Source organism: Hymenobacter rigui (genome assembly GCF_003944715.1).
GTDB lineage: Bacteria > Bacteroidota > Bacteroidia > Cytophagales > Hymenobacteraceae > Hymenobacter > Hymenobacter rigui.
In genome coordinates, this window is sequence record NZ_RWIT01000001.1 from 122,887 (window position 1) to 135,852 (window position 12,966).

Here is a 12,966-nt window from a genome sequence, read left to right on the forward strand (position 1 = left end):
AGCCCAGTCTCTGAGCACTAAGCCCTAATACCTAAGCACTACTACATGAAAACAGCACTGATTACGGGCGCGTCACGCGGGATTGGGCGAGCAATGGCCCTGGAGCTGGCCCGCCTTGGCTATGATGTGCTACTCACGGCCCGCTCCGAAGACCAGCTGAACGAGGTAGCGGCAGAAGTGCGCAAGCTGGGCCGCGCGGCGCAGGTGTTGCCCCTGGATCTGGCCGCATCGGGCGCGGCGGAGCAGCTGGCTGCCTGGGCCACGGCCCAGACCACCGAGCTGGCCGTGCTGGTGAATAACGCGGGCTACGGCCTCTGGGGGCGGTTTGAGGAGCTGAGCCTGTCCGAGCAGCAGAACATGCTGCAGCTGAATATGCACCTGCCGGTGGCCCTCACTCATGCCCTGCTACCGGTACTGCGCCGTCAGCCCAAAGCCTACATTCTGAATGTAGCCAGCACCGCCGCCTACCAGGCCGTGCCTACGCTCACGCTCTACGCGGCCAGCAAGGCGTTTTTGCTCAGCTTCAGCCGGGGCCTGCGCTACGAGCTGCGCGACACCGCCGTTTCGGTAACCTGCCTGAGCCCCGGCGCTACCACCACCGATTTTGCGGGCCGGGCCGGTATGAACGCCGAGCTGCAGGCCACCGCCAATAAGGTTTCCATGACGCCCACCCAGGTGGCCCAGGCCGGCATTGCTGCCCTGCTGGCCGGGGAGGCCGAGCTGATTCCCGGAGCCCTCAACAAGGTTTCCGCCACACTCACCAGCTTCGTCCCGAAAAGCCTGACGGAGCGCATTGCCGCCGGCATCTACGAGAAGCATCTGAAGTAAAGTGATGATGGAGGAATGAGGGAAAAAACGCCCGTCATTCCGAACGTAGCGGAGCGAAGTCGAGGAATCTCGCGTGCTGATGTTGTAACGCTAATCCAACTACCATCACTCCGTAGCCCAAGGTTTCAACCCTGGGCTAATGCAGCAGGGTCAGCACACTAGATGCTTCCGCTGCGCCTTAGCCTGACGGTTTTTTCAACAACATCAGCACGCGAGATTTCTCGACTACGGCTGCGCCTTCGCTCGGAATAATGTTCTCCCCACGGCCGCCCCGCTCAGCCACCACGCCAGCCCCACAAACAGCGGAGCGGCCAGTACATCATACGTGTAATGCGCGTGCTGCACGAGTACCAGCGTGCCAATAGCCACGGTGCCCGCCAGCAGCCCCCACCGTCGCCAGCCGACCGGCACGGCCAGAGCCAGCAGCAGCAGCGTGGCGGTGTGGCCCGAAAAAAACAGGTCTTTGGTGATGGGGGCGGGGGCGGCGTAAATCAGCTGGTCCACCAGCGGGTCGCGCAGGAGCACCAGGCCCGGCGGCGGCTCCAGCGGCAGCAGATACAGCGTGAGGCAGCGCAGCAGGTGCAGCCCCAGGTACGCCCACAGCGCCCGTAGCAGCCGCAGCGGCCGGGGCAGCAGCACGGTCACGCCCAACCCGATGCCTAGATAAATCACCGCAAACGTCAGTCCCGAAACATCGTGGGCGGGCAGGGCGGCCAGTAGCGGGTCGGGGAGGGTGCGGCCGGGGCGGGCCTGCACCCAGGCAAAGTAGCGCGGCAGCTGGCTGGTCAGCAGCAGTAGCAGCACCACCACCGCGCCCAGCTGCCCCCGGAAAGCCGGGCGGTGCCAGGCCGCAGGCCAGGTAAGGTCAGGTAAGGTCATGAGCCGGAAGGGAGATAGCTGCGCAAAGAAGCACCGGAAAACGGGAGCCGTCGCTGAAAGCAACTTTGCCGGGCTGTTGTTTTTGTTCCGGCCGGTTGGGACTTACCTTGGCCAGTGAGTCGCCCGCTGGCGGCGGTTTCGTATCCGCGTTTCTCTGCTTCTATGACCCTTCGTTATCTGACTGCTCTGGCAGCTGCCGCCATTACCACCACCTCCGCCTTCGCTCAGAATACGGCCCTGACGGAGCGCATTGCCAAACTCTCGCAGCAGCAGGAAGTCAAAGTGGTGGCCTGGCGGCGCGACATCCATGAGCACCCCGAGTTGGGCAACCAGGAAACCCGCACCGCCGCGCTGGTAGCCGAGCACCTGCGCAAGCTGGGTCTGGAAGTGCAAACCGGCGTGGCCCGCACCGGCGTGGTGGCGTTGCTGAAAGGCGGCAAGCCCGGCCCGGTAGTGGCCCTGCGCGCCGATATGGATGGTCTGCCCGTCACGGAAAGCAACAACCTGCCCTTCGCCTCCAAGACCCGGGCGCAGTACAACGGCCAGGAAGTGGGCGTGATGCACGCCTGCGGGCACGACACCCACGTGGCCATGCTGCTGGGCGCGGCCGAAGTGCTGGTGCAGATGCGCCAGGAGCTGGCCGGCACCGTGAAGTTCATTTTCCAGCCCGCCGAGGAAGGCTCCCTGCCGGGCCAGGAAGGCGGGGCCCGCCTCATGGTGAAGGAGGGCGTGCTGCAGAACCCGAAGGTGGACGCCATCTTCGGGCTGCACATTCAGGCCCAGACGGAAGTGGGCAAGCTCAGCTACCGCCCCGGCGGCGAAATGGCTTCCTCGGATGTGTTCAACATCAAGGTGAAGGGTAAATCGGCGCACGGGGCGTACCCCTGGCTGGCGGTGGACCCCGTGGTAACCGCCGCCCAGATTATCATGGGGCTGCAAACCATTGTCAGCCGTCAGTCGCAGCTCACGGAGGACGCGGTGGTGCTGACGGTGGGCATGGTGCACGGCGGCGTGCGCAATAACATCATTCCGGAGCAAGTGGAGCTGACCGGTACCATCCGCTGCCTCAACAAGGAAATGCAGCAGAACGTGTGGGCCGCCGTGCGCCGCACCGCCACTAACATTGCCGAAAGCGCCGGGGCCACCGCCGAAGTGGACATCGTCAACTACGCCCCCATCACCTACAACGAACCGCGCCTGACCGCCCAGATGGTACCCAGCCTGAACCGGGCCGCCGGGGCCGCCAACGTGAGCGTGCAAAAAGCAGTGACCGGGGCCGAGGACTTTGCTTTCTACCAGGAAAAAGTGCCCGGGGTGTTTGTGTTTGTGGGCGGCATGCCCAAGGGCAAGGACCCCGCCGATACCGCCCCGCACCACACCGCCGGCTTCTTCGTGGATGAAAGCGGCCTGACCCTGGGCGTGCGCACTCTGGTAACGCTGGCTACCGATTACCTGGCCGCCGCCAAAAAGTAAATCACGGATTTAGACGAATTCATCGGATTACGCGGATTTGGAATGCTCCGCTTCACGTCCCGCCAACGGCCGCCAGGCGCAACCTCAGCGGCCCGTTATCGTCTAGTAGCCCATTCGGGTACTCTGTAAGTGTACCCGAATCCGTGAAATCCGCTGAATCCGTTTACATCTGTGATGAATATTGCCCTCGTTACCTGCGAAAGCCTGGCCCAGTACGCTGCTCCCAACGTCGATGATGAGGACAGCCTGCTGACCCGCTACCTGCGCGCGCAGGGCCACACCGTGGAGCCCCGCATCTGGAGCAACCCGGCCGTGGACTGGCTGCGCTACGATGTGGTAGTGGTGAAGTCGCCCTGGGATTATTTCGACCGGGTGGCGGAGTTTTACGAGTGGCTGGACCGCATGCAGCAGCTGGGCGTGCGCATGCTCAACCCCGCTGCCACCATCCGCTGGAACGCCGATAAAAAGTACCTGCTGGAAATGGAGCAGGCCGGGGTGCGCATCGTGCCCACCTGCCTGCTGCCCCGCGGCCAGGCCGTGGATGCCGCCCAACTGCTGCGGGAAATGAACCAGGAAAAGCTGGTAATCAAGCCTGCCGTGAGCGGCGGGGCCAAAAACACCTTCGTGCTCACCCGGCAGGAAACTGCCGTGCGCCAGCCCCAGCTCACGGAGCTGCTGGCCCAGGAGGATTTTCTGGCCCAGCCCTTCCTGCCTCGCATTCAGGAAGAAGGCGAGTGGTCGTTACTGTACTACGGCGGGCAGTTCAGCCACTGCGTACTCAAAACCCCCAAAGCCGGCGACTTCCGGGTGCAGCACTACCTGGGCGGCGGCATCGAAACCCGGGAAGCCCCCGCTCACCTGCGCCGCGCTGCCGACGACATCGTGCAGCGCTTTGCCGCAGGCTGCCTCTACGCCCGCGTGGATGGCGTGGACCAGCACGGCGAGCTGCTGCTGATGGAGCTGGAGCTCATCGAGCCCTTCCTCTACTTCGCCTCCGACCCGCAGGCCCTGCCCCGTTACGAAGCTGCTTTGCGGGAAATGGTGAAATAGTGAGATGGTGAGTTTGCCGTTCTACTTGTGCCATTAGGTCCGAGAGAACTGTAAACTCACCATCTCGCCATTTCACCACCTAAAACCCATTCACTGTGAAGCCGCCGTCCACGGCCAGGGTTTGGCCGGTGATGTAGGCGGCAGCGGGCAGGCACAGGAAGGCTACGGCAGCGGCCACTTCCTCCGGCTCCCCGATTCGGCCGGCGGGCGTACGGCTCAGCACTTCCTGCAGATAGGCCTCATTCTGCAGCACCCCGGCCGCCAGCGGCGTGCGGATGTACCACGGGGCCACGCAGTTTACCCGAATGCCCTGCCCGGCCCATTCCACGGCCAGATTGCGCGTGAGCTGCACCAAAGCGGCCTTCGTCATGCCGTAGATGGAGCCGGTGCGCACGTGCGTGAGCCCGGCCACCGACGAGATATTGACAATACTGCCAGCCCCCGAAGCCGCCAACAGCGGCTGCACGCCCCGGCTCAGTTCCCACGCCGACTCCAGGTTAGTGGCCAGCAGCTGCTGATATTCCTCGGGCGCGTAGCTGGTTGTGGGCTTGCGGATGTTGGTTCCCACGTTGTTTACGAGGATATGCAGCTGCGGCCAGCGCTGTTGCGCGGCCTCCTGCACCCGCGCCCGGCCCTCCGGCGTGCTGACGTCGGCGGCCAGCGCGTGGGCATCTAGGCCCTGTTGTTGCCACTGTGTTACTTGTTGCTCCAGCTCCGGGGCCGTGCGCGCTACGGCCAGTACGCTGGCTCCAAACTGCAGCAGCTCAGCCGCTACGGCGGCACCAATTCCTTTAGAAGCTCCGGTAACTATTGCCGTCTGGCCCTGCAGGCTCCAGCGTGCGTTGTTGGGTAAGAAAGATGAAGACTCCATGAAGGCAAATCTTGAAATGTTTAAAATTTTGGCTTAGCTACCGAGTACGCTGTTTGCCAGACTAGGTGCAATAAACCCGTAAACTTCTTAATCCGTGTGAAATAAGGATTATTAATATTTCGATAGATATAGTGGATTGTAAAATGAAATTAATTGATAAATGAGTTTTTTATAATGATTTTATCAATGAATAAAGCCTGTGATTAAAATATCATTAATTTAGCCGATGTAAGTACTCTGCTTTCGGAATGAAGCCCGGTATCAGAGCAATTCAATTTCACTCCCCACAACCAAACACATTGTATGATCAACAAATACTCTGCGGCAACGCTGTTGCTGCTCGGTGGCGTAACGTCGTCGGCCCTGGCGCAGGACTACTCTCGCGTGCAGGCGAAAGAGCTGAATGACAATGGCACGCCGTACATGGTCCAGTTCCGTACGGGAACTGAAGCCCAGCTCAGCAATGCCCAGGCAGTTCTGCGCGAGCAGCTGCAGCTCACCCAGGACGACCAGATGGTGCAGGCCAAAGCAGAAGCTGACCAGCTGGGCTTCGTGCACGAGAAATACCAGCAGTACTACAAAGGCATCAAGGTAGAGCACGCCACTTACTCGGTGCACGCCCGCCAGGGCCGTGTGGAAAGCATCAGCGGCCAGTTTGAAGCCGTGCGCGGCCTCAATACCACGCCTTCCCTGGATGCCTCGGCTGCGCTGGAGCGGGCCCTTTCGTTTGTGGGTGCCAAGCGCTACATGTGGCAGGATGCCCGCGAGGAAGCCGGCCTGAAGCAGTTGGAAAACAACCCTAACGCTACCTACAAACCCCAAGGCGAACTGGTGATTGTGCGCAACCAGCGCAGCCAGAACCCGCTGAAAGCCAGCAAGCCCACGCTGGCCTGGAAATTCAATATCTACGCTCAGGCACCGCTAAGCCGCGCCTATGTGTACGTAGATGCGCATTCGGGCGAGGTGGTTCTGCAGGATAACATCATCAAGCACGCAGCTGCTACGGCTACGTTTGCTACTGCGTACAGCGGCACCCAGCAACTGGCCAACAGCACCACTACCAACGGCTATTACCTGCGCGAAACTACCCGCGGCCTGGGCATCGAAACCTATAACGCCAGAAAGGGCAGCAGCTACACGGCCGCTGTTGATTTCGTAGACGCCGACAACAACTGGACGGCGGCTGAGTACAACAACGCCAACTTCGATAACGTAGCCGGCGACGCCCATTTCGGGGCCCAGGCTACCTACGATTACTGGAAGCTGGTGCACGGTCGTAACTCCTATGATAACGCCGGTGCAAAAATCAAGAGCTACGTACACTTCGACGACACCCCCGGTGATGGAGTGGGCTTCGAAAATGCCTACTGGAACGGCTCCGTAATGACTTATGGCGATGGTGCCAGCACCTTTAAGCCTCTGACGGCTATGGATGTGTGCGGCCACGAAATCGGCCATGCCGTCTGCGAAAAAACCGCTAACCTGACCTACGCCAACGAGTCGGGAGCTATGAACGAGGGCTTCTCCGACATCTGGGGTGCCTGCGTGGAAGCCCGCGCCGTATCCGCTTACGGCCTCACGGGCAAAAGCACCTGGCTGATAGGGGAAGAAGTAATGAAGGCAGGTGGTGCCCTGCGCTCCATGAGCAACCCCAACCAATACGGCCAGCCCGACACCTACAAAGGAACCTACTGGAAACCGACCACTTCATCCCCCAGCAATGCCAACGACCAGGGCGGGGTGCACACCAACTCGGGCGTACTCAACTACTGGTTCTACCTGCTGAGCCAGGGTGGCTCGGGCACCAACGACCTGGGCAATGCCTTCTCGGTAACTGGTGTGGGCATTGATGCCGCCGCCAAAATTGCCTTCCGCGCTGAAAGCGTATACCTGACGGCTTCTTCGACCTATGCCAACGCCCGCACGGCCGCCATTTCGGCTGCTACGGACCTGTACGGCGCTAGTTCTACCCAGGTAACGGCTGTTACCAACGCTTGGTACGCAGTAGGCGTGGGCGCTGCCTCGGGTGGCGGAACCGGCGGCGGCGGTACGGTTTCGTACTGCGCCAGCAAAGGCACCAGCGTGGCTTACGAGTGGATTGACTACGTGAAACTGGGCACCATTGCCCGTACTTCGTCGTCGGATGCCGGTTACTACAACGGTACCGCTTCGTCTACTTCGGTAACCGCTGGCTCTTCGCAGACCATCAGCTTCTCCGCTGGCTTCGCCTCTACGGCTTACACTGAGTACTGGAAAGTATATATCGACTACAACCAGAACGGCGTGTTCACGGATGCCGGCGAATTGGTAGTGTCGGGCTCTTCGGCCAGCACTGGCACGCTGTCGGGCACCTTCACGGTTCCCACCACGGCCAAATCGGGTGCTACCCGTCTGCGGGTGATTATGAGCGACGCTTCGGCTACCACCAGCTGCGGCAGCTACAGCTACGGCGAAACCGAAGATTACACGGTGAACATTACAGGCGGTGCCTTCGCTCCGCAGGGTGTAGCTACCATTGCCGGCAGCTCGCTGAGCAACTCGGTTGAGAAGGCAGTAAGCCTGTTCCCGAACCCGGCTTCCGATGTGCTGAACATTGCCCTGGCCAGCAAAGCTGAGGTGGTTTCGGCAACGGTAACCGACCTGCGCGGTGCCCGCGTAGCTGGTGCCCGCTTCGAAGGCGGTCAGCTGAACGTAGCCGGTCTGGCCAAAGGCATCTACCTGCTGACGGTTAGCGACGGACAGAAAACCTTCCACGAGAAGTTCGTGAAAGAATAGTCCCCGCGTATCTCCCCTCAATAAAAAAGGGCTGCCAGCTGGCAGCCCTTTTTTGTTGGTCATCATTCTGGAAAAGCAGTGTGCTCAACTACTCATTTCGGTGTTAACGGCCCCAGGGGGAATACTCCAGCTTCAGCTCCAACTGGCCGTAGCCATCATTCAGAGAAGAACTGGATCTGGGAGAATCTGGCGCCGCCATCGACGTACTGATGTCATCCAGCTGGTCGGTAGTGGTGAAGGAGTAGGAACCTTCCAGCGAAGCCCCCAGCTTAGGCGTAAGCCGGACCGTGAAGCCCACGCCCACCGGCAGCGTAAGCGCCAGAGCCGGGTAGTCGTTGCGTTCTGATGATAAGTAACTGGGCGTATAGTTACCGCTGGGCCGCTCGGTGCCCCGGAAGGCTTTGGGGCTGTACAGCAGCCAGCCCGCGCCCACTTTCAGATAGGGCTTGATGATGGACGCCGGCTTGCGGGGGGCTGCGTAGGCTCCTTCATCGTGCAGCGGCTCCCAGCGCATGAATGCAATGCACGCCACATTATTTCCCTGAAATGCCAGGCTCCGTTCCGGCAGGTAGTCTTTGGCCCCCAACCTGATGTAAGACACCTCGCCGCCCAGCTGCCAGTGCGGATGCAGCTGATACTGCAGGCCTCCCGTAAAGCTGGGCCCGATGAATTGGTCGCCCAGGCTGCTGGTGAGGTCGCCGTTGTAGTAGCCCACGCCGCCGCCCAGGGTAAAGCGCACCGGCCCTCGGTAGTAGGCCCGCGCCTGGTTATCGTAGTGTCGGCGCCGACGCTCCGGGCCGGTACCTTGGGCACAGGCGTGGTGAGCGGCTACCGAAACGAGCAAAAAGGCGGGCAGAAGAGAACGGAAAGTCACGCAGTAAAATCAATAGGTGATGAAGCCCCGGCATACGGGGCCATGCCCTGGGGTGTTGCCTGGTAGCCAGGCCCGTACTACTTGATGGTGCCTGCCGGATCCGGCAGCTTCTCTTTCAGATCAGCCACCAGGTCGAAATCCATGGAAGTGAGGCTGATATTCTGCCCCTTGTGAATGGCTTCCCAGGCCTGCGGGTATTTCTCCTGGTAGAAGTAGGCGCGGGCCAGCTGCTGCCAGGCCGTAGCGTTGGCAGCATCCTGGGTAGTTGCTTTTTCCAGCAGTTCGGTGCCGGTAGTCAGGTCCTTTTTCTTCTTGGATTGCTGATACCGGATCAGGTAGCTGGCGCCCAGGTCGCTGAGCAGGTATGAGTTGGTAGGAGCCAGGGCCACCCCCCGCGTAAGAAGGCTGATCGATTGCTCCGGCGCTTTTTCACTGGCCACAATGCCCAGACCATGGAAGGCATCGGCATTGTTGGGGTCGAGGACCCAGGCCAGATTAAAGCGGTAGGCAGCGGTATCCACCTGGTTTTCGGCCAGGTACTCGTAGCCTTTGGTGCTGAAAAAGCGGCTGGCTTCGGCGCGCGAGGCAAAGCTGCCGGCCAGTTTAGTAATGAAAGGTGTACCCAGGGCCTGTTCCGCCTGCGCGGGTGTGAGGCCACCAAATAAAGGCTGCAGCCGCTGTGCCGCTACCGAAGTAGTCTCGGTTGAAGACTTGGTCTTGCGCTGAGCCTGAACGGGAGCTGCTGCCCAGAGGGCAAATGCTGCGGCAAGCAGAAAAGAAGATTTCATGAACGTGTAACGAACAAAGGAGGCAAAAATTGGCAGCAGGCCAGTCATCAAAGATAAGAAGGCCATACAACCTGCACGACGGGCGCCCGTTGCAGTGGTTTCGGCCCGCAATCCGGTAGGTACCGGCGGCCGTACGTCGTCTTTTCAGCAGATATTTCCAGTTCTATGCGTTTTTGGCTGTTGCGGGGGTTGCTCGCCTTACCTATTGTATGCGTGTTGCTGGTAGCGGCCGGCGAGTATGCCGTAGCGCGGCCCAGCCGCCGCACCGCCGATATTGCCTACGTGCCAGCCTCCGATACGGCCTTCCAGGCCCGCGGCCACCAACTGGATGTGTATGCTCCCAAACGAAAAACTGCCACCCCGTATCCGGTGGTAGTGTTCATTCACGGCGGGAGCTGGAATAGTGGCAATAAAAACTTCTACTCCTTTATTGGCCGGCGCCTGGCAAAGCAGGGGGTGGTAGCCGTTGTCATCAACTACCGATTGGCCCCGCAGGTGCACGTGCCGCAAATGGCCGACGACTGCACCCGGGCCGTCATCTGGACGGCCGCCCACATTGCAGCTTACGGCGGCGACCCGCAGCGGATTTTTGTGATGGGTCACTCGGCGGGGGGCGGACTGGCGGCGCTGCTTGCGGCCGATGATACCTTGTTCCGGCGGTGGGGGCTGACTCAAAACCCGGTGCGGGGTGCTGTGCTCGATGACCCGGCCGGGCTGGACATGTATGAGTACCTGCGCAAGATGGAATATCCCCACGACGACCAGTATCTGGTGCCGTTCGGCCACGACCCGGCCGTGTGGAAACAGGTTTCGGCTCTGTATCAGCTCACCGAGCATACCCCGCCCGTGCTGTTGCTGACGGGCGGCGAAACGTACCCGTCCATCAGTAGCAGTAGCCGGCGATTTCAGCAGCGTCTGAGCGCATTGGGCCACTCGCCCCGCTACACCGTACTGCCCGGTAAAACGCACATTCCGATGGTCCTGCAGCTATACTGGCAACACAACATCATCTATCAGCAGCTGTTGCCCTTCGTGGGGGCCACATCCGGCGGGCACTGATTCAGAACAGGCTGGTTTGTATGCTGGGCCGCTCGAAATCCAGCAGCCACCGTTTGCGCGAAAGTCCTCCAGCATAACCCGTCAGCTGCCCGTTGGCTCCGATGATGCGGTGGCAAGGCCAGATAATAGCCAGTGGATTCTGGCCGTTGGCGGCTCCCACGGCCCGTACCGCGCCGGGGCTGCCCAGCTGCCGGGCAATATCCAGGTAGGAAGCTGTGCGGCCATACGCTACCAGCGGTAGAGCCGCCCACACCAACTGCTGAAATCCGGTGCCTGTGATAATATCGGTGGGTAGAGAAAACTCCTGGAGTTCCCGCCCAAAGTATGCCTGCAGCTGCAGCCAAGCCTCGCGCAGGCAATCTGCTACCTGGGTCTGGGGCGTGCCCGACGAATGCAGACCCGCTACCCGAGGCTCCTGCATAAACTGCACACTGCGGAGGCCGGCATCGGTGCCGCGTAGCTCCAGAGCACCCAGGGGAGAAGGCAAAACGGCGGTGGCTTCGGACATGGGTGGCGGAGGAGCTACGTGGAGAAGTCCAAAAATAATGAATATAGCGAAATATGCTTCTATTCGCCTTTTATGGACTGTGTGAGTACCCGTTACGAACTCCACGGTATCGGTAGCGCTGAAAAAAGGCGTATATTAGTCAGGCTGGAACCGGAAAAATATAAATCTGTTCCTACTTTTTTGTGCGGTTTCATGTGCCCTGCGGGGCCGTAGTTCTCCTCATTCAACGCCTTCTTCACTGTGCGGTATTTACTTTTTTGCTCTGCTTTGGGCCTGAGTTTAACCAGCGGATTACAGGAGGCTGCGGCTTTCCCGGTAGGGCCTCTGCCAGCAGAAACCCGCAGCCTGCCGGTACAAGGCTGGGGCACAGGCCTCACGGCTTCGTATTTCAACAATGGCTCATTGGCCGGCGCTCCGGTGCTGAAGCGGCAGGATGCGGTAATTGACTTTAAATGGGGAGCCGCCGCCCCGGCCCCCGAACTGCCCGCCGATAACTTTTCGGTGCGCTGGGAAGGCCTGCTGGCGGCACCTACCACCGGCCGCTACCGCTTCGTGGCGGTAACTTCGGATGAGGTGCGCCTGTGGGTAAACGGCAAGAAAGTGCTGGATACCTGGGACGGTAAAAAACAAAGCAGCCTCGACGATGCTACCGTAACCCTGGCCGCCGGCGAAAAGACGACCATCAAGTTAGAATACAATGATGCCGATGGCAACGCCGGCATTCAGCTGCAGTGGGTGGCCCCCGGTCAGGCACCGCAGTTGATTCCCTCGGGCAACCTGTACCCGCTGGGCTCCCCTATGACGCCCGACCCGGCTGGTCCGCCGCCGGTGGCCAAGCCCAAAGCCGTGCCCACGCCAACTGCCGCTGCCAAGCCAGCCGCCGCTAAACCGGTAGCCAATGCCAAGCCTGCTCCGGCTGCCAAACCCGCTGCGGCCCCGGCCAAGCCTGCTCCTAAACCAGCGGCTCCGGCCAAGGTGGCCAAAGCAGCTCCGGCTGAAAAGGCTCCCAAACCCGTAAAGCCACCCAAGCCCGTAAAGGAAGTAGCCGAGGCCACCCCCCCCGCCGACCTTTCGGGATTGTATATGCTCACGGTGCGCTCCACGGGGCGGCCGCTGAAAGTAGACCAGGGCCGGCCGGCTACCCGTGCTGAGCAGATGGCTGCCGCCGCCGCCGGCGTAAAGGAAGACGCGCAGTGGCGCATTGAGCCGGCCGGTGAAGGCCTGTATCGGCTGGTGTCGCCGGGCAGCAATAAGGTGCTGGAGGTACTGGGCAGCTCCACCTCCAACGGGGCCCCGCTCAGCGTCTGGACGTACTACAGCGGCTACAACCAACGCTGGAAGATTGACGATGTGGGCGAGGGATATTACAAGCTGACCCCACACCACGTACGCAAGAAAGTGCTTACCTACGGCGACACGCTGCAGGGTGGCCTGCAGCAGCTGAAGTACAGCGCCGCCACCAACCAGCAGTGGAAACTGGTACCGGTGAAGCCCGCCGAGCAGCCCATTCTGGCCGGCGCGCCGGCTACGCCGGGAGTAGGAGCCAATAACATGAGCGTGTACCCTAACCCTTCCAACGGGGTGTTGCAGATGTCGTACAGCCTCAGCGAAGCCCGGCCGCTGGGCTGGGTGCTGTACAACCAGAATGGGGCCGCCGTGCGCGTATCCGATTACCGCAAGCAGGCCGCCGGAGCCCATCATCAGACGCTGGACTTCACCGGATTGCCCGCCGGCGACTACTACCTCAGCCTCACGGTAGGCATCACCAACACCCGTCAGCTGATTTCCATTCGTCGGCCCACCGCCGATGCGCCTGAGGTAGGCGCTACCACCGGCAAGTAACGGTCCGGCGCTAAAAGAA

General features: G+C 61.0%; 11 protein-coding genes. 6 read left to right on the top strand and 5 right to left on the bottom strand.

Annotated features, from left to right (window positions below; genetic code table 11):
- Nucleotides 1-45: 45 nt before the first annotated feature.
- A complete protein-coding gene (locus EI291_RS00445; protein WP_125417303.1) occupies nucleotides 46-828 on the top strand; it encodes an SDR family NAD(P)-dependent oxidoreductase in 783 nt (260 codons plus the stop codon).
- Between the two features lie 225 nt (nucleotides 829-1,053).
- Here EI291_RS00445 and EI291_RS00450 read toward each other — a convergent pair whose 3' ends face one another.
- Entirely contained in the window at nucleotides 1,054-1,707 is a 654-nt protein-coding gene (locus tag EI291_RS00450; RefSeq protein WP_125417304.1) for a phosphatase PAP2-related protein, read from the bottom strand.
- A 162-nt stretch (nucleotides 1,708-1,869) separates the two neighbouring features.
- Here EI291_RS00450 and EI291_RS00455 point away from each other — a divergent pair, with 162 nt between their 5' ends.
- Both EI291_RS00455 and EI291_RS00460 read left to right on the top strand, forming a co-directional pair.
- Nucleotides 1,870-3,180: an amidohydrolase gene (locus EI291_RS00455; RefSeq protein ID WP_125417305.1), complete on the top strand. Its 1,311-nt coding sequence runs from the start codon at nucleotides 1,870-1,872 to the stop codon at nucleotides 3,178-3,180.
- Between the two features lie 174 nt (nucleotides 3,181-3,354).
- Nucleotides 3,355-4,230 (top strand): ATP-grasp domain-containing protein, encoded by an 876-nt coding sequence (locus tag EI291_RS00460; RefSeq protein ID WP_125417306.1) that lies wholly within the window; start codon nucleotides 3,355-3,357, stop codon nucleotides 4,228-4,230.
- Nucleotides 4,231-4,309: 79 nt separating this feature from the next.
- On the opposite strand, the gene EI291_RS00465 is transcribed toward EI291_RS00460, so the two are convergent.
- A complete protein-coding gene (locus EI291_RS00465; protein ID WP_125417307.1) occupies nucleotides 4,310-5,101 on the bottom strand; it encodes an SDR family oxidoreductase in 792 nt (263 codons plus the stop codon).
- Between the two features lie 303 nt (nucleotides 5,102-5,404).
- Between EI291_RS00465 and EI291_RS00470 the strand changes: the two genes are divergently transcribed.
- Nucleotides 5,405-7,876 carry a M4 family metallopeptidase gene (locus EI291_RS00470; RefSeq protein ID WP_125417308.1) on the top strand — a complete coding sequence of 824 codons (2,472 nt, stop codon included), beginning with the start codon at nucleotides 5,405-5,407 and terminating at the stop codon, nucleotides 7,874-7,876.
- Nucleotides 7,877-7,979: 103 nt separating this feature from the next.
- On the opposite strand, the gene EI291_RS00475 is transcribed toward EI291_RS00470, so the two are convergent.
- Nucleotides 7,980-8,750, bottom strand: a complete 771-nt coding sequence (locus EI291_RS00475; RefSeq protein WP_125417309.1) for an outer membrane protein — start codon at nucleotides 8,748-8,750, stop codon at nucleotides 7,980-7,982.
- 77 nt (nucleotides 8,751-8,827) lie between these two features.
- Nucleotides 8,828-9,538: a tetratricopeptide repeat protein gene (locus EI291_RS00480; RefSeq protein WP_125417310.1), complete on the bottom strand. Its 711-nt coding sequence runs from the start codon at nucleotides 9,536-9,538 to the stop codon at nucleotides 8,828-8,830.
- Between the two features lie 165 nt (nucleotides 9,539-9,703).
- On the opposite strand from EI291_RS00480, the gene EI291_RS00485 reads away from it, so the two are divergent.
- Entirely contained in the window at nucleotides 9,704-10,597 is an 894-nt protein-coding gene (locus EI291_RS00485) for an alpha/beta fold hydrolase (protein WP_125417311.1), read from the top strand.
- Nucleotide 10,598: 1 nt separating this feature from the next.
- Here EI291_RS00485 and EI291_RS00490 read toward each other — a convergent pair whose 3' ends face one another.
- The gene (locus EI291_RS00490; protein WP_125417312.1) at nucleotides 10,599-11,105 is read right to left on the bottom strand and encodes a methylated-DNA--[protein]-cysteine S-methyltransferase; all 507 of its coding nucleotides are present in this window, start codon (nucleotides 11,103-11,105) and stop codon (nucleotides 10,599-10,601) included.
- Between the two features lie 267 nt (nucleotides 11,106-11,372).
- Here EI291_RS00490 and EI291_RS22990 point away from each other — a divergent pair, with 267 nt between their 5' ends.
- Nucleotides 11,373-12,947 (top strand): RICIN domain-containing protein, encoded by a 1,575-nt coding sequence (locus tag EI291_RS22990; protein WP_205701549.1) that lies wholly within the window; start codon nucleotides 11,373-11,375, stop codon nucleotides 12,945-12,947.
- The last annotated feature ends 19 nt before the right edge of the window (nucleotides 12,948-12,966 follow it).

What these genes read in the sequence shown, in the direction of transcription:
- EI291_RS00445 (WP_125417303.1), top strand. Translation starts at nt 46, where the DNA reads ATGAAAACAGCACTGATTACGGGCGCGTCACGCGGGATTGGGCGAGCA.
- EI291_RS00455 (WP_125417305.1), top strand. Translation starts at nt 1,870, where the DNA reads ATGACCCTTCGTTATCTGACTGCTCTGGCAGCTGCCGCCATTACCACC.
- EI291_RS00490 (WP_125417312.1), bottom strand. Translation starts at nt 11,105, where the DNA reads ATGTCCGAAGCCACCGCCGTTTTGCCTTCTCCCCTGGGTGCTCTGGAG.
- EI291_RS00470 (WP_125417308.1), top strand. Translation starts at nt 5,405, where the DNA reads ATGATCAACAAATACTCTGCGGCAACGCTGTTGCTGCTCGGTGGCGTA.
- EI291_RS00480 (WP_125417310.1), bottom strand. Translation starts at nt 9,538, where the DNA reads ATGAAATCTTCTTTTCTGCTTGCCGCAGCATTTGCCCTCTGGGCAGCA.
- EI291_RS00450 (WP_125417304.1), bottom strand. Translation starts at nt 1,707, where the DNA reads ATGACCTTACCTGACCTTACCTGGCCTGCGGCCTGGCACCGCCCGGCT.
- EI291_RS00485 (WP_125417311.1), top strand. Translation starts at nt 9,704, where the DNA reads ATGCGTTTTTGGCTGTTGCGGGGGTTGCTCGCCTTACCTATTGTATGC.
- EI291_RS00460 (WP_125417306.1), top strand. Translation starts at nt 3,355, where the DNA reads ATGAATATTGCCCTCGTTACCTGCGAAAGCCTGGCCCAGTACGCTGCT.
- EI291_RS00465 (WP_125417307.1), bottom strand. Translation starts at nt 5,101, where the DNA reads ATGGAGTCTTCATCTTTCTTACCCAACAACGCACGCTGGAGCCTGCAG.